Source organism: Marinobacterium sp. xm-m-312 (genome assembly GCF_013283295.1).
GTDB lineage: Bacteria > Pseudomonadota > Gammaproteobacteria > Pseudomonadales > Balneatricaceae > Marinobacterium_E.
Genome location: NZ_WBYS01000003.1, coordinates 1 through 14,226, shown reverse-complemented (window position 1 = coordinate 14,226; position 14,226 = coordinate 1). Strand labels below are relative to the sequence as shown.

Here is a 14,226-nt window from a genome sequence, read left to right as displayed (position 1 = left end):
CCTTTAACCAAATCGACACGAAACTGTCACAAATCTCTAACATTCTTTTGAAATACTAAAGGTAATTAGACCTAGTTGACCTAAAAAGAGGGTTTGTAATGCGCGACAGTGGCGAGATCTATTCGCAACACACATCAAATAAGTTCAACGAAGAGCTTGAGAGGCTTCGTTCCGAATTTTTAGAGATGGGCAGAACCGTTAAGCAGCAAGTCACTGACTCTTTGCATGCACTGCTCAATCAAGATATCTCACTGGCTGAATCAACTCGTGAGCTGGATCGAGAGACCAATCGCTTCGAAAATCAGATAGATAAAGCGTGTGAACAGATCATTGCGCTTCGCCAGCCAGCAGCCGTTGATTTAAGGCTGGTTCTGTCAATCAACCGTGCCATTGTTGATCTGGAGCGTATCGGAGATGAAGCCTCTCGCGTTGCCAAACAGGCCATCGATCTGTCAAATAATGAATCGAGTAGCAAAAGTCTTCATGAGGTCAGCCACATTGGTGAGATGGTCACAGACATGCTCAACTCAGTATTAATCGCTTTTGAAAATCGTGACATCGAATTAGCGTACAAAGTGGTCAAGAGTGATAAACATGTTGATCGTGAATACCAGTCGACCATGCGAGCTTTAATCACTTTCATGATGGAAGACTCACGCTCTATCAGTGGTGTGCTAAATATTATCTGGATTCTTCGTGCACTAGAACGAATCGGTGACCATGCCTGCAATTTGGCTGAGCAAGTCATCTACCAAGTCAGCGGTACCGATGTTCGTCACATGAAGACTAAAGAGATCAAAAAGATCGTTCGAGAGTAAGCTTGCGACTCTGCTTCTAACAAAGCCACCTTCAGGTGGCTTTGTTGTTTTAAGCACTCCCTCACTTCATACTACCACCTTAATTTAAAGATACTTGAGTCACTTGTGATCACTGCAGATAAACTCCATGCCGCATGGCAATTGATGCGAGCAGACAAACCGATTGGCACCTATCTCTTGTTATGGCCAACTCTCTGGGCTTTATGGATCGCCGCAAGTGGCTTACCCAGTTGGGATCTACTGTTTATCTTTACCTTTGGGGTATGGGTGACTCGTTCAGCCGGCTGTGTCATCAACGACTTTGCAGACCGCAAAGTGGATGGCCATGTAAAGCGCACCTCAGAACGCCCACTCCCAACGGGACGCATCACTAGCAAAGAAGCCATTGGCTTGTTCGTCGGATTAATGCTGATCGCGTTTATCTTAGTGCTGTTCACGAACAAAGCCGCGATCTTGCTATCGCCCATCGCTCTGTTATTAGCCTTCAGCTACCCCTTTATGAAGCGCTACACCCACTTCCCCCAAGTCGTTTTGGGTATGGCGTTTGGTTGGGGAATTCCGATGGCCTTTGCTGCAACCTTAGGCGAAGTGCCATTAGTCGGCTGGTTAGTCTTCCTTGCTAAAATTTTATGGACGGTCGCTTATGACACCATGTACGCCATGGTCGATCGGGATGATGATTTAAAGATAGGCATCAAATCGACAGCTGTATTTTTTGGCCAATACGATCGCATGGCTATAGCCGGCCTACAGATTGCTGCTCTTGCTGTACTGGTTTGGATTGGAATACTGGAATCCCTTGGAATCTATTTCTATCTTGGACTGATAGGTGCTGTAGGGTTCTTTATCTACCAGCACTGGCTGATAAAAGATCGTGAACGCATGCCCTGTTTCAAAGCATTTTTAAATAATCACTATGCTGAACTAGTTGTTTTGGTGGGATTAGCTGCTGATTACGCACTGTAAAACGTCATTGTCATCTTTTTGTAACGAAAGCATCATTTAATGAGGTCAATGAAACAGATGAGAGAGTTACCATGAGTCGTTCCAGACGCATACTGATCGTTGATGATGAATCCGCTATTCGTGAAATGATTGTAATGGCACTAGAGCTCGCCGGCTTTGAGACACTAGAGGCCTGTGATGCAAAAACAGCCCATGCCATGGTCATTGATGAAAAGCCTGACATGATGCTGCTCGATTGGATGATGCCTGGTACCAGCGGAATAGAGCTAGCCAAACGCCTTCGCAGCGACCCTACCACCAAAGACCTACCGATCATCATGCTGACGGCGAAAGCTGATGAAGACAATAAAATTCAGGGCCTTGAAGCGGGTATAGATGATTACATTACTAAGCCTTTTTCACCCAAAGAGCTGATCGCTCGCTTAAAAGCGGTTCTTAGAAGAAGCCTTCCCGAGAGTGATGAGGGCGCCATCTCAATCGGTGGGATTATTTTAGATCCAGTCTCACATCGGGTTTCGGATGCTTCCGGCCAGTCGCTCAATCTAGGTCCAACAGAGTTCAAACTGCTTCATCTGTTTATGACACATCAAGATAGAGCCTATTCCCGGGGCCAATTATTAGATATGGTTTGGGGCGGGAATGTCTATGTGGAGGAGCGAACAGTGGATGTGCACATTCGACGTCTTCGCAAAGCACTAGGGCCAGACCTTGGTAATTTAATCCAAACAGTTCGTGGTACAGGATACCGTTTTTCAACCAAACTCTAGGATAGATTTGTGACCGAATCGATAGCACGCCAACTACTTGGCCTTCTCAGCTTTACTCTTGCTGGTGCAGTTCTCGGTTTTTTTACAAGTCACAACCTAATACTGGGTGCATTATTTGGCTCTTTGCTTTGGTCGATATTGAGTTCGCTGCTGAACGCAAAGTTAGTCACTTGGCTAGACCAAAATCTCAGCTCGCCAGATCCTAAATTACCCTTTGAACAGGGGCGTATTGTTCGCTCGATAGCCAACTATCGGAATAAGACGGAAGCAGAATACGATGAGATCCATGCCGATATGGATCAGTTTCAAGCAGCCACCTCTGCCATGAAAGACGCCATCGTCATCATTGATAATCAAGACAATATTGAGTGGTGGAATAATGCCGCTGAAGAGATATTAGAGATAACCATTGAGCAGAAACATAAAAGGGTACAGGAGGTCTTTTCTGAACCTAATTTTTTAGAATTTTACTCTCAATCGTCTCATATCGCTTCATTCAAAGCAGACTCAGCAGACCAGAAAAGAGTGCTTGAGTACCGTGTAGAGTCCTTTGGTGAAGGTGACAAAGTTCTAATTGTTAGGGATATCTCTGAGAGCGAAAAAATTGGCCTTATGCGTCATACCTTCTTAGCCAATGCGTCACACGAACTGAGAACTCCAATCACAGTTATTCATGGGTATCTGGAGACATTACAAGAGCAAGAGCTGCCCAAACCAATACAAAAAGCGATCCACTCTATGCAGTCTCAGAGCAGTCGTATGGCTGCTCTGATTGCTGACCTTCTAACCCTTTCTCGCTTGGAAACCAGCTCAGAAAATAAGAGCCGAAAGCCCATTTTCATTAGAGAAATGCTAGAAAGGATCACAGAAGAAGCAAAAGAGGTGTCAGGGCCAAAACAGCATCAAATCTCGCTCAAAATGGACCAAGGCTTTGAGATTCTTGGTAATGAGGGTGAGGTACGTAGCGCCCTCTCCAACCTTGTGTTCAATGCGGTTCGATATACACCGGCTAACGGAGTCATTGATATAGCACTGGAGAAACTGGACAACGGCGTACAGTTTTCAGTGACCGATACCGGTGTCGGTATACCAGCAGAGCACATTCCAAGAATCACAGAACGTTTCTACCGAGTGGATGAGGGTCGATCACGCGACAGTGGTGGTACTGGTCTTGGGCTGGCCATAGTGAAACACGTGTTGGTTCGGCACAATGCTAAGTTGGGAGTAACTAGCAAACCGGGTGAAGGTAGTCGCTTCAGTGTGACCTTCCCTGAAAGTCGAGTGGTTAAGATTTAGCAGCGCTTACTTTAAACGCCCCTGCTCACCATCAGCTTCATACTCTTCCACCCAAAAGATCGTTGCGCCAATCACTGCCGCCGGCATCAAAATCAGATTCAGCAGGGGTACCAACATGCCAAGCTGTATCACCGAGCCTAGACTTAACGCAGACCAACGACGCTCTTTCAATAACCCCTTCATTCGCTTGAAGGTCAGGCCGTTGTTATCCATCGGGTAGTCGATGTATTGAATCGCCATCATCCACGCACTGAAGATGAACCAAAGCACTGGGGTCGCTAGGTTTATGAGCGGGATAAAGCCTAGAATCAACAAGAGCAAAACCCTTGGAATAAAGTACGCCAACTTAGCTAACTCACGCGCGAGGGTGCCGGGAATCATCTGCAATAGGCTGAGTTCATTGCTGATCGCATCGCCTCGCAGACGCTGCTCGACCCGTTCTGAAAGGATGCCGTTGAATGGCGCGGCTATAAAGTTCGCAACAACCGAGAAGCCGTAATAGACCATCAGCACCAAGACCAACGCGAAGATAGGCCATAAGAAGTAGATTAGATAATCCAACCACCCCCAATCGGGTAACCAAAGGGCGATTAGAGCATCAACCCAAGCAGAGAAGTTGGTCACCAGAAGATAGATCGCCCCAACAAAGATGACTGTATTGATCAGCAAAGGTACCAATACAAAGGCGCGAAGACCGGGCTCCGACAGCATTTTGAAACCGCGGCCTAGATAGGCCAACCCTGAGAAAGGCGAGTTCGTGCGCATGGTGAATTACGCTAGGAAGTTTAGGTAGACTCGAATCACAACCGCCAGAATCATGCCGCTCAGACCGATGCGGTTGATACGAAACTCGGTTGGGTTAAGTTTGAGTAGCGGCTCCCAAAAGCGAATGATCGCTTTCCAATCGCCACTGCGAGTTCCATACATGGCCAGAGAGATGATGTAGATGCCCAAGCCACCCCAGAATAGGAAGGGCTCCATCGCTGCTAAATAGTAGTTCATTCAATTGTCCTTATTGTGTTGCGCAGTGCTGCTGCTTTTGACGCATCAGAAGACGGCAGCCATCGCCGCGACTGTTCAGATCGTAGCAGGCAAAACGAGCCCACTCTTTCTCATCTTCAGTCTTCTCTTCTTGGAACTCAGGCACCCCATCACAGAAGCTCTCTGCACGTTCGGCAACGCCCCAACAACCGCGTAGATACTGACCGGCATCGACCGTACACGAGATGCTTAAGCACTCAGCAATCTGACCAATAGCATCATCAAAACAAGCTGCGTCCGTTTTTACCCTACCCTGCTCTTCACCTTTAGCAAAGAACTCGGCAGCCGCCTGTTGTCGCTCTGAGTTAAACGCTTCTAGCCAATCATCACCGGCAAACTCTGCCCAGAGGTAGAAGCCGATGCCTGACATTAAAATAAGAGCCCAGATGATCTTTTTAATCACGCAACGTCTCGCTTATTGGGTTTATAGAGGCCAACGATGGTTAACAGAAGACCCAACACACTCAACAGCATGCCGCCGTTCACCAACAGTGGGTAGCGCACCATAAAAGGAATGAAAGGTTGTTCTGTCTGTGGATTACACTCTGAGAGAGCATAGTCGTAGAAGCCACCGGTCGCCGTGCAGCTCTCGATCAAGTGCTGCTCGTACATGTAAGCCCCCATCAGTGCGAGGCTTGGAACAATCAGAAGAATAAGACCCAGTCTAAGCATTACTCTTCGTCGCTGATCCCTATGTTTGAAATGCCTTGGTTTTCACCAAGTTCACGCAGAGCTGAAATGGTTGCAGCATTCTGTTTAGCGCCGTTTAGCTGTTCCAGAACTTCGCTCTGAAACGCATCTTCATCCAGCATCATGTCGTGAGAGTTGATCATGCGGATCAGCTCTTCATCAGACATCTGATCGTCCGCTTCAGCAAACTCAATGTAAGCCGATACGGTCTCGTAAGAGAGGTTCGATACCGCAACCGCGTCGCTCGCCTCTTTCTCTAGCTTACACATCAGCGTTGAGTAGAGCGCCAGCATTGCATCGCGGGCAGGAATGGCACCAAAGGTGTCGAACTCATCGAGATCCACCAGGTTATCGTCAACATGGCCAAGCTGAACGTCGTAGTTTAGCTTGCTGCCGTTTTGAGCCAATTCACCCCATACGCCATCAAGCACTGTGCGCATGCGATCTAAATCGCCAAACTCCATCAACTTGGAGAACAGCGCGAAGTTATTGAACATACGCTCGGTCAGCGCAGCAGAGAAGGCAACCTGCTGCCAGTGCTCAAGGTTACGAATCTCAGTTTCTAGTTCATTGGGATCTAGCATCGATGCCTACCTTTGCCGTTGATTAAAGACGTACTTCAATACCGCGCTCACGCATGTACGCTTTCGCTTCGGGTACTGTGTATTCGTTAAAGTGGAAAATAGAGGCGGCCAGCACTGCGTCGGCTTTGCCTTCGATGCAGCCATCAACCAAATGATCTAAGTTACCAACGCCACCTGATGCGATGACGGGAATGGTCACCGCTTCAGACACTGCTCGAGTCACGCCTAAATCATAACCACTTTTCACACCGTCTTGGTCCATGGAGGTCAGTAGAATCTCACCTGCACCAAGCTCTTCCATCTTTTGCGCCCATTCAACAGCGTCTAGGCCGGTTGGCTTACGGCCACCGTGGGTAAAGATCTCCCAGCGGCCCTCTTCATCTGGAGCAGAGACTCGTTTTGCATCAATCGCCACGACAATACACTGACTACCAAAACGATCCGCTGCCTCTTTCACAAACTCGGGGTTAAATACGGCTGCCGTATTAATAGAGACCTTATCAGCGCCAGCATTTAACAGCGTACGAATATCGTCACAGGTACGAACACCACCGCCAACGGTCAACGGGATAAACACTTGCGACGCCATACGCTCAACCGTATGCACCATCGTGTCACGGCCTTCATGGCTGGCTGTGATATCCAAAAAGGTGATCTCATCAGCCCCCTGTTCGTCGTATCGACGGGCGACCTCAACTGGATCACCAGCATCACGAATATCGAGGAACTTAACGCCTTTAACGACGCGTCCGTTTTCGACGTCCAGACAAGGGATAATGCGCTTCGCTAGTGCCATCTATAAATCCTTACTTAGCCGTCAGCTGATCGCTAAGAGCCTGTGCTTCAGCCACATCCAGTGTGCCTTCATAAATAGCTCGGCCAGTAATCGCACCCAAAATGCCTTGGTCAGCCACTTCCGCCAATGCACGGATATCGTCGATGTTCGTGACACCGCCTGAAGCGACAACAGGAATACCGCCCTGTACCGCCAGATCAACGGTAGCCTCTACGTTAACGCCCTGCATCATGCCGTCACGAGCGATATCGGTGTAGACAATTGAAGAGACACCGTCATCACGGAAACGTTTAGCCAGATCAACCGCCATTACATCAGTCACTTCCGCCCAACCATCAATCGCAACGCGGCCATCTTGCGCATCAAGACCCACAATTATTTTGCCTGGGAAGGCTTTACACATCTCGGTAACAAACTCAGGCTCTTTAACCGCTTTAGTACCGATAATCACGTAAGAGACGCCGGCATCTAGGTAGGCTTCAATGGTCTCTGCAGAACGGATACCGCCACCGATCTGAATCGGTAGATCAGGGTATGCTTTAGCGATCTCACGAACGATACCACCATTGACTGGCTCGCCTGCGAACGCGCCATTCAAATCGACAAGGTGCAAACGTCGACATCCCGCATCGACCCACTTTGCCGCCATATCAACGGGGTTGTCAGAGAATACGGTTGAGTCATCCATACGGCCCTGACGCAGGCGCACACATTTACCGTCTTTAAGATCAATCGCAGGGATAATTAACATTGAAGCTTTTCCTATGGGTGAACGACTTAAACTTGGCCGTTCCAATTTACAAAATTCTTTAGAAGCTGAAGGCCCGCTTTCGAGCTCTTCTCTGGGTGGAACTGCGTAGCAAAGACATTGTCTTTTGCCAAAGCCACATCAAAGTCGACACCGTAATTTGCGGTACCGGCAACCAATGCTTGTTCCGCCAACTTAACGTAGTAGCTGTGCACAAAGTAGAAACGTGTGTCGTTTTCTATGCCCTGCCAAAGTGGGTGATCAATACTCTGCTGAACCTGATTCCAACCCATGTGCGGCACTTTAAGCTTGTCGCCGTTGTCGTCTTTAAGATCTTTACCAAAGAAGTTAACACGGCCTTCAAACTCGCCTAAACACTCCACACCGCCATTCTCTTCAGAGAAGTTAGTCAGTGCTTGGTAACCCACACAGATACCTAGGAAGGGCTTTCCAGAGCTGATCGCTTCGCTCACCTCTTGATCCACACCAAGACGGCGCATCTCTGCTACACAATCGCGAATAGCGCCAACACCTGGCAGAAGGACGCGATCCGCATCGCGAACCTTCTGTGGATCAGCCGTCAACACGACCTGAGTGCCGTCGTCGGAAACCAGTTCAAGCGCTTTGGCAACCGAGTGCAGGTTACCCATACCGTAATCAATAACGGCAATCGTGCTCATAACTTATAGACACCCTTTAGTTGAAGGCATCATGCCGGCAGCACGATCGTCAAACTCCAATGCCATACGTAGAGCGCGGCCAAAGGCTTTGAAAACAGTCTCTGCTTGGTGATGAGTGTTCTTACCGCGCAGGTTGTCAATGTGCAGCGTAACGCCCGCGTGATTCACAAAACCGTGGAAGAATTCGCCAAACAGATCGACATCAAAACCACCCACAGAACCACGCACGAAATCGACGTGCATCTCTAGACCTGGACGACCCGAAAAGTCGATCACGACACGTGACAATGCCTCATCAAGTGGCACGTAAGCGTGGCCGTAACGACGAATGCCTTTTTTATCACCAACTGCCTGCTTAAACGCTTGGCCCAGTGTAATGCCGATATCTTCGACTGTGTGGTGATCATCGATGTGTGTATCGCCATTCGCTTTGACGTTGATATCAATCAAGCCGTGACGCGAAATTTGGTCCATCATGTGCTCAAGAAAAGGGACGCCAGTATCGGCTTTAAACTCGCCGGTACCGTCCAAATTGATCTCAACACTGATCTGAGTTTCTAGCGTATCGCGTGATACGTTTGCTGTGCGTGCAGCCATGTTTCTCTCCGCTAGTCATGCGCAAAGCGCAAGTATAGCGAAATCGCGCTGGAAACGGCAGGTTAACTGGCTTTTTTTAATTTTCGACTACACTGAATGTAAATCCCTAATTTGGAACACACTATGAAAGTCGCTATTCGAATAATCGTCGCTCTACTTTTGCTGGCTGTTTTAATGGTTGGTGCACTGGCAGGCTACATGGCCTACCTGTTTGATCCCAACGAATACAAAGCCGAAATCGAGCAGCAAGCCAAAGAAAAAGCTGGCATTGAACTGGCAATAAATGGCCCGATCGGCTGGTCGCTCTACCCTACGCTTGCGGTGGAGCTGAGCGATATCTCTGCACAAACGAACGACTCTAAACAACAGGCCACCCTCGAAAACGCACGAGCCGTTATTAGTATCTCAGCACTGTTGGGCGGCAAAATTGAAGCGGACAGCATTCAAATCAAAGGGCTGATGCTCTCTATGCCCAATCAAGACCAGGGCAACCTCGATCTAGCCATCGATCTGACAACAGCTCTGCAATTCGATACCGAGAAGCAGATTCTGACTCTCTCCAACATCGATCTACAATTTGATGAAAGCCGCTTTAAAGGGTCAACAACCGTCGATCTGAACAGCCTTGCCATGCAAGTGAATTTAGCAGGGGACCGCATAGATCTGGATCGCTACCTACCCTCAAGCGACACTGAAGCAAATAGTAGTTCTTCCGAAAAAGGCTGGCCAACAGATCCAATCGAGATATCACTACCCATTGCTGATAACTCTACCTACCAGCTATCGCTCGACACCCTTATCCTCAAAAAGCAGACCATTTCTGACATAAAACTCAGCGCCAAAACCAAAGGGGGCGTGCTGACCGTCGATCAGTTAGATGCTAAAGCCTTTGGTGGCTCTTTAAATGCCACTGCCGAGATTCGAGCAGATAACAAAGCGCCAACCTTAACGTTCAATCCAAGGTTTAAAGACATTGCCGCTGAACAACTGATGGCACTGGCTATGGAAGATCCCATACTCTCGGCCAAAGTCGACCTAGCAGGAACGCTGAGCACTAAGGGGACATCCGTTAAGGCATTCATCGAAAACCTCAACGGCAAAATGACACTGACCGCTGACGAAGGGGTAATCAAAGGGATCGATATGGCACAAGAGCTTTGCCAAAAGATCGAGAACATCACTTCGTTCGGCTTCAACCCTGACCAGGTCGACAAAACCACCCCGATTGCTAACCTGAGCAGCGATTTCATTATTAAAAATGGCGTTGTGACCAATCCTGAACTTCTAGCTAGTGTCGATGCCGCCAACCTAGATGCCAACGGGACCGTTAACCTGCCCAAACAGTCACTGGATTACACCCTTGGGCTTACCATAAAAGAGGACCTCTTCCAGAAGAGCTGTGGCATCAATCCAGCACTGCGTGGCACCCGTATCCCCGTCAATTGCAGAGGCACATTCGACACCGACCCTGTTAAACTCTGCAAACTGGATACCCGCTTTGTTGGTGACATGCTGAAGAAAGTAGCTGGCGAGAAGCTGCAAGCAGAGATCGACAAGAAAAAAGAAGCACTCGAACAGCAAGCCAAAGAGAAGCTACAAGACTCTCTTAAAGATAAATTGGGCGAACAGCTGAAAAGCCAAGACGCCGGATCTCTGATTAAAGGGCTGTTCGGTAATTAATAAAGAGACCGAATGGATAACAGTCACTTCTCTGCGATCGTGTTGAAATGGTTTGATCAACACGGTCGCAAGCACCTCCCTTGGCAACAGACAAAAAGCGCATACAACACTTGGATCTCTGAAATCATGTTGCAGCAGACCCAAGTAGCGACTGTGATTCCTTACTACAACGCCTTTATGGAGCGTTTCCCCACAGTCGAAGCCTTAGCCAAAGCACCGATTGATGAAGTTTTGCATCACTGGACCGGTCTGGGTTACTACGCCCGCGCCAGAAACCTGCACAAAGCCGCCAACATGGTCGTTAATGAGTTTAAAGGTCACTTCCCGCAAGACCCCCACCTGCTCGAGCAACTTCCAGGTGTAGGACGATCAACCGCTGCCGCAGTGAGTTCCATTGCTTATGGCACCAAAGCAGCCATTCTGGATGGCAATGTAAAACGCGTCTTAGCACGATACTTTGCTGTCGAAGGTTGGCCCGGCAATACTCAAGTCGCTAATCGGCTTTGGGATCATGCCGATTCATTGACCCCGAATAGCCGCAATGCCGACTACACCCAAGCGATGATGGATCTTGGTGCGACACTCTGCACTCGCTCCAAACCCCGTTGTGCAGATTGCCCAATTAGCGACGGTTGTTTAGCTCTAAAAGCAGATCGCGTTACAGATTTTCCTGGATCAAAACCCAAAAAAGAGAAGCCCACAAAACAGACCTTTATGTTGTTGATAAAAGAGGGTGAAAAGTTCCTTCTCGAGCAACGGCCTGCGGCAGGCATATGGGGTGGACTGTGGAGTTTTCCAGAAGTCACAGACCTACGGGATATAGAGATGCACTGGGCAGTTGATCAAAACAACCTAGAGATCCTAGAGCCGTTTAGACACACCTTCTCGCACTACCACCTAGAGATCACACCCGTCGTCATCAATGCAGACTACCTGCAAGTCGAACACGTCATGGAAGAGCGAACCACACTCTGGTATAACAGCGTACAACCTAGCGAAGTTGGCTTAGCGGCGCCTGTTAAGACACTGATTGATACACTCAGCGCCGCACACAAGGAGAGTTAAATGTCACGCACTGTATTTTGTCGTAAGTACCAAGAAGAACTAGAAGGCCTAGAGCGCGCACCCTACCCCGGCCCAATCGGCCAAGATGTGTTCGACAACATCTCTAAAAAAGCATGGCAAGAGTGGACCGATCACCAAACCATGTTGATCAATGAAAAGCACCTCAACATGATGGATGCAGAATCGCGCAAATTCTTACAAGGCGAAATGCAAAAGTTCTTCGCTGGAGAAGATTTCGAGAAAGCCGAAGGCTACGTACCCACTAAATAAAGATTTTTTAAATCAGACTGTTGACACCCAAAGCAGATCTCGGTTTAATACGCGCCTCCAATGAGTTGCCTCGATAGCTCAGTTGGTAGAGCAGAGGATTGAAAATCCTCGTGTCGGTGGTTCGATTCCGCCTCGAGGCACCATTCTTTAAGGCTTGCAGATGTTGCAGGCCTTTTTTGTTTGTGCCCCGTACACCCTTAAAATTACTAAGCCGAATAACCTCAAAGGTAATAATCGCAAGGTATTCAGCGTAGGTAACTTTCTAGGGATACCCTCCACGTAACACCTCAAAGTAGTCATTCCTAAGCGTGCGTCCTAAGAACTGTTTTAAGGCGTGGGGTACAAATTTTGGTACAAAAGAGGCAATCGAACTACATAGAAAGTAAACACGGCTATTTCTATTACTGCCGGAGGGTTCCGAAGAGGGTTCTTCAGCACTACCGTCTAGACCGGATACGCACATCCCTTCACACACGCCATCCTGAGATTGCACGCCGCCGCGCTCAGAAGATTAGCTATGAATTAGAGCGTGAGTGGGAAGTTCTCACCTTCTCCGCCTTGGGTAACTGGGCTAATAAGTTCAGGCAGGATTATTCTCCTGCTCTCACCACAGCATTAGTCAGCCCAACAGAGTCATTTTCAAACAGCCCACTTCTTACTGAAGCCGCAGAATATTACCTAAGCCAGAAAGGAACTAATCGGCCTGAAGAGTTTTATGGTTCAGTAAGGCGTGCAGTTAGATATATAGAGGAATCGGTTGGCATTCATCCAATCAATGCGTACAACCGAGAACTAGCGAATGCTTTTAGAGATTACCTAATCCAAGAGAGAGGGCTATCTACAGCAAGTGCGAAGCGAATAATTACTACCATTAAAGCCATTGTCACCTTCACTGCTAGGGAGAAGGACTTACCAACCGTATCAGCATTCTCAGCCATTCACTTTGCTGAACCAAATAAAGGGAGCATTCTGCGCAAACCAATACCAGTTGCTCACATAAGGAAAGTACAAACGGAATGCTTAGCGATTGCGGATGACCCAAGGCTCACCATAGCTCTCATATCAAACACTGGGCTTCGCTTAGCTGAAGCCCTTGGTCTTCAAGCGTCTGATGTTGTACTGACAGACAACCCACATATTATTGTTCAGCCACATCCATGGCGAAGGCTAAAGACAGCTGAGAGTGAGCGTATTGTTCCTCTCGTGGGGGCGTCACTGTCAGCGGCCAAATTACTCATAAGCCGATGCAGGGCTCTCTCGGCACCGTTAATACCAAAATTCTGTGATGGGAAATCTACCAAGGCTAATTCAGCCAGTGGTGCATTGAATAAATGGCTTAAACCAAGAGTACCTGATGGATGTGTAGTGCATTCATTCAGGCATAGCCTCAGGGACAGGTTGAGGAATGTTGAGTGCCCTACTGAGCTAATAGACGAGCTTGGTGGGTGGGCAAAAGCCTCAGTAGGACAGCACTATGGAGAAGGCCATTCAATTGAAATGAAGAGTCAGTGGATGCTAAAGATCAGCGAGGATTGAGAAGAACAGCAGATACCCAATACGTATGTTTTCTGAGAATGCCAACAACAGCATGGGTAGCTGGAGTAAAACCATTAGCGCACCAACTAACTTGCGCCACTTTCGTTTATCAAGGAAGTAGCGCCAAGTGCCTCTAAAGGCTATCAGTACATAAACAACAAGTAGCGCAGTAAATATACATGCTTTAACGAAGAAGCGTGCCTGCAATCTCGTGGTATCGGGATCGCCTATGTAGTAACTAGCGTTTTGCGCATTCCCTCCAGAGTAGAGAACTAAAATCGGCAGAATGACAAAAACCGCTATTAGGTATATCGGTAGAGCACTTCTACCCTTCGGAGCGTTATAAATGCAAGTCCACAAAGTAAGTTTTACCACGCCTTAAAACAGTTCTTAGGACGCACGCTTAGGAATGACTACTTTGAGGTGTTACGTGGAGGGTATCCCTAGAAAGTTACCTACGCTGAATACCTTGCGATTATTACCTTTGAGGTTATTCGGCTTAGTAATTTTAAGGGTGTACGGGGCACAAACAAAAAAGGCCTGCAACATCTGCAAGCCTTAAAGAATGGTGCCTCGAGGCTTCTATGTTGCCTTCCACGAGCACTTTAATAGCTAACAAGCGTACTGATTACGCCAGTCTACGGTACTTTAAGGTTCGATGTACAGGGCGGAAATGTACCGAAAAATGAGCC

The 14,226-nt window shown here is 48.1% G+C and carries 17 protein-coding genes and 1 tRNA gene; 9 read left to right on the top strand and 9 right to left on the bottom strand.

Translation table 11 applies throughout. The features are described 5' to 3' along the window. The first annotated feature begins 98 nt into the window (after window positions 1-98). The 4 genes from phoU to phoR all read left to right on the top strand — a co-directional run bounded on the left by phoU (window position 99) and on the right by phoR (window position 3,847). A complete protein-coding gene (gene phoU, locus XMM312_RS04295) occupies window positions 99-818 on the top strand; it encodes a phosphate signaling complex protein PhoU (protein ID WP_173481836.1) in 720 nt (239 codons plus the stop codon). A gap of 105 nt (window positions 819-923) precedes the next feature. Then, on the top strand, window positions 924-1,784 hold the full coding sequence (gene ubiA / locus XMM312_RS04290; protein WP_371739804.1) for a 4-hydroxybenzoate octaprenyltransferase: 861 nt from the start codon (window positions 924-926) through the stop codon (window positions 1,782-1,784). A gap of 71 nt (window positions 1,785-1,855) precedes the next feature. Beyond that, entirely contained in the window at window positions 1,856-2,551 is a 696-nt protein-coding gene (gene phoB / locus XMM312_RS04285; RefSeq protein ID WP_173481835.1) for a phosphate regulon transcriptional regulator PhoB, read from the top strand. Between the two features lie 9 nt (window positions 2,552-2,560). Beyond that, complete coding sequence (gene phoR / locus XMM312_RS04280; RefSeq protein ID WP_173482639.1) at window positions 2,561-3,847, top strand: phosphate regulon sensor histidine kinase PhoR; 1,287 nt, start codon at window positions 2,561-2,563, stop codon at window positions 3,845-3,847. 6 nt (window positions 3,848-3,853) lie between these two features. On the opposite strand, the gene cysZ is transcribed toward phoR, so the two are convergent. Genes cysZ through hisB form a run of 9 tightly spaced genes read right to left on the bottom strand, consistent with a single transcriptional unit; the run spans window position 3,854 to window position 8,983 of the window. After that, the gene (cysZ, locus tag XMM312_RS04275; RefSeq protein WP_173481833.1) at window positions 3,854-4,612 is read right to left on the bottom strand and encodes a sulfate transporter CysZ; all 759 of its coding nucleotides are present in this window, start codon (window positions 4,610-4,612) and stop codon (window positions 3,854-3,856) included. 6 nt (window positions 4,613-4,618) lie between these two features. Next, window positions 4,619-4,849 (bottom strand): hypothetical protein, encoded by a 231-nt coding sequence (locus XMM312_RS04270; protein WP_173481832.1) that lies wholly within the window; start codon window positions 4,847-4,849, stop codon window positions 4,619-4,621. Window positions 4,850-4,859: 10 nt separating this feature from the next. Beyond that, on the bottom strand, window positions 4,860-5,291 hold the full coding sequence (locus tag XMM312_RS04265; protein WP_173481831.1) for a hypothetical protein: 432 nt from the start codon (window positions 5,289-5,291) through the stop codon (window positions 4,860-4,862). Then, a complete protein-coding gene (locus tag XMM312_RS04260; RefSeq protein WP_173484187.1) occupies window positions 5,288-5,560 on the bottom strand; it encodes a hypothetical protein in 273 nt (90 codons plus the stop codon). Before XMM312_RS04260 ends, XMM312_RS04265 begins: the two co-directional genes overlap by 4 nt. Next, window positions 5,560-6,162 carry a DUF416 family protein gene (locus tag XMM312_RS04255; protein WP_173481829.1) on the bottom strand — a complete coding sequence of 201 codons (603 nt, stop codon included), beginning with the start codon at window positions 6,160-6,162 and terminating at the stop codon, window positions 5,560-5,562. Before XMM312_RS04255 ends, XMM312_RS04260 begins: the two co-directional genes overlap by 1 nt. A 22-nt stretch (window positions 6,163-6,184) precedes the next feature. Beyond that, on the bottom strand, window positions 6,185-6,958 hold the full coding sequence (gene hisF / locus XMM312_RS04250) for an imidazole glycerol phosphate synthase subunit HisF (RefSeq protein ID WP_173481828.1): 774 nt from the start codon (window positions 6,956-6,958) through the stop codon (window positions 6,185-6,187). Window positions 6,959-6,968: 10 nt separating this feature from the next. Then, complete coding sequence (gene hisA, locus XMM312_RS04245) at window positions 6,969-7,709, bottom strand: 1-(5-phosphoribosyl)-5-[(5-phosphoribosylamino)methylideneamino]imidazole-4-carboxamide isomerase (RefSeq protein WP_173482643.1); 741 nt, start codon at window positions 7,707-7,709, stop codon at window positions 6,969-6,971. 26 nt (window positions 7,710-7,735) lie between these two features. Next, window positions 7,736-8,386: an imidazole glycerol phosphate synthase subunit HisH gene (gene hisH, locus XMM312_RS04240; RefSeq protein WP_173482644.1), complete on the bottom strand. Its 651-nt coding sequence runs from the start codon at window positions 8,384-8,386 to the stop codon at window positions 7,736-7,738. Window positions 8,387-8,389: 3 nt separating this feature from the next. Further along, window positions 8,390-8,983: an imidazoleglycerol-phosphate dehydratase HisB gene (gene hisB, locus XMM312_RS04235; RefSeq protein ID WP_173481825.1), complete on the bottom strand. Its 594-nt coding sequence runs from the start codon at window positions 8,981-8,983 to the stop codon at window positions 8,390-8,392. Between the two features lie 123 nt (window positions 8,984-9,106). Here hisB and XMM312_RS04230 point away from each other — a divergent pair, with 123 nt between their 5' ends. The 5 genes from XMM312_RS04230 (at window position 9,107) to XMM312_RS04210 (ending at window position 13,534) form a co-directional block, all read left to right on the top strand. Further along, window positions 9,107-10,663, top strand: a complete 1,557-nt coding sequence (locus XMM312_RS04230) for an AsmA family protein (RefSeq protein ID WP_173488761.1) — start codon at window positions 9,107-9,109, stop codon at window positions 10,661-10,663. Between the two features lie 12 nt (window positions 10,664-10,675). Next, complete coding sequence (gene mutY / locus XMM312_RS04225) at window positions 10,676-11,728, top strand: A/G-specific adenine glycosylase (protein WP_173488760.1); 1,053 nt, start codon at window positions 10,676-10,678, stop codon at window positions 11,726-11,728. Beyond that, window positions 11,729-11,998 (top strand): oxidative damage protection protein, encoded by a 270-nt coding sequence (locus XMM312_RS04220; protein WP_173481822.1) that lies wholly within the window; start codon window positions 11,729-11,731, stop codon window positions 11,996-11,998. It abuts the gene before it with no gap. A gap of 67 nt (window positions 11,999-12,065) precedes the next feature. Then, window positions 12,066-12,141, top strand: a tRNA-Phe gene (locus tag XMM312_RS04215). A 205-nt stretch (window positions 12,142-12,346) separates the two neighbouring features. Beyond that, complete coding sequence (locus XMM312_RS04210) at window positions 12,347-13,534, top strand: tyrosine-type recombinase/integrase (RefSeq protein WP_173488759.1); 1,188 nt, start codon at window positions 12,347-12,349, stop codon at window positions 13,532-13,534. Window positions 13,535-14,226 lie beyond the last annotated feature (692 nt).

What these genes read in the sequence shown, in the direction of transcription:
- hisA (WP_173482643.1), bottom strand. Translation starts at nt 7,709, where the DNA reads ATGTTAATTATCCCTGCGATTGATCTTAAAGACGGTAAATGTGTGCGC.
- hisH (WP_173482644.1), bottom strand. Translation starts at nt 8,386, where the DNA reads ATGAGCACGATTGCCGTTATTGATTACGGTATGGGTAACCTGCACTCG.
- XMM312_RS04220 (WP_173481822.1), top strand. Translation starts at nt 11,729, where the DNA reads ATGTCACGCACTGTATTTTGTCGTAAGTACCAAGAAGAACTAGAAGGC.
- phoB (WP_173481835.1), top strand. Translation starts at nt 1,856, where the DNA reads ATGAGTCGTTCCAGACGCATACTGATCGTTGATGATGAATCCGCTATT.
- XMM312_RS04255 (WP_173481829.1), bottom strand. Translation starts at nt 6,162, where the DNA reads ATGCTAGATCCCAATGAACTAGAAACTGAGATTCGTAACCTTGAGCAC.
- mutY (WP_173488760.1), top strand. Translation starts at nt 10,676, where the DNA reads ATGGATAACAGTCACTTCTCTGCGATCGTGTTGAAATGGTTTGATCAA.
- XMM312_RS04230 (WP_173488761.1), top strand. Translation starts at nt 9,107, where the DNA reads ATGAAAGTCGCTATTCGAATAATCGTCGCTCTACTTTTGCTGGCTGTT.
- cysZ (WP_173481833.1), bottom strand. Translation starts at nt 4,612, where the DNA reads ATGCGCACGAACTCGCCTTTCTCAGGGTTGGCCTATCTAGGCCGCGGT.
- hisB (WP_173481825.1), bottom strand. Translation starts at nt 8,983, where the DNA reads ATGGCTGCACGCACAGCAAACGTATCACGCGATACGCTAGAAACTCAG.
- XMM312_RS04270 (WP_173481832.1), bottom strand. Translation starts at nt 4,849, where the DNA reads ATGAACTACTATTTAGCAGCGATGGAGCCCTTCCTATTCTGGGGTGGC.
- hisF (WP_173481828.1), bottom strand. Translation starts at nt 6,958, where the DNA reads ATGGCACTAGCGAAGCGCATTATCCCTTGTCTGGACGTCGAAAACGGA.
- phoU (WP_173481836.1), top strand. Translation starts at nt 99, where the DNA reads ATGCGCGACAGTGGCGAGATCTATTCGCAACACACATCAAATAAGTTC.
- XMM312_RS04260 (WP_173484187.1), bottom strand. Translation starts at nt 5,560, where the DNA reads ATGCTTAGACTGGGTCTTATTCTTCTGATTGTTCCAAGCCTCGCACTG.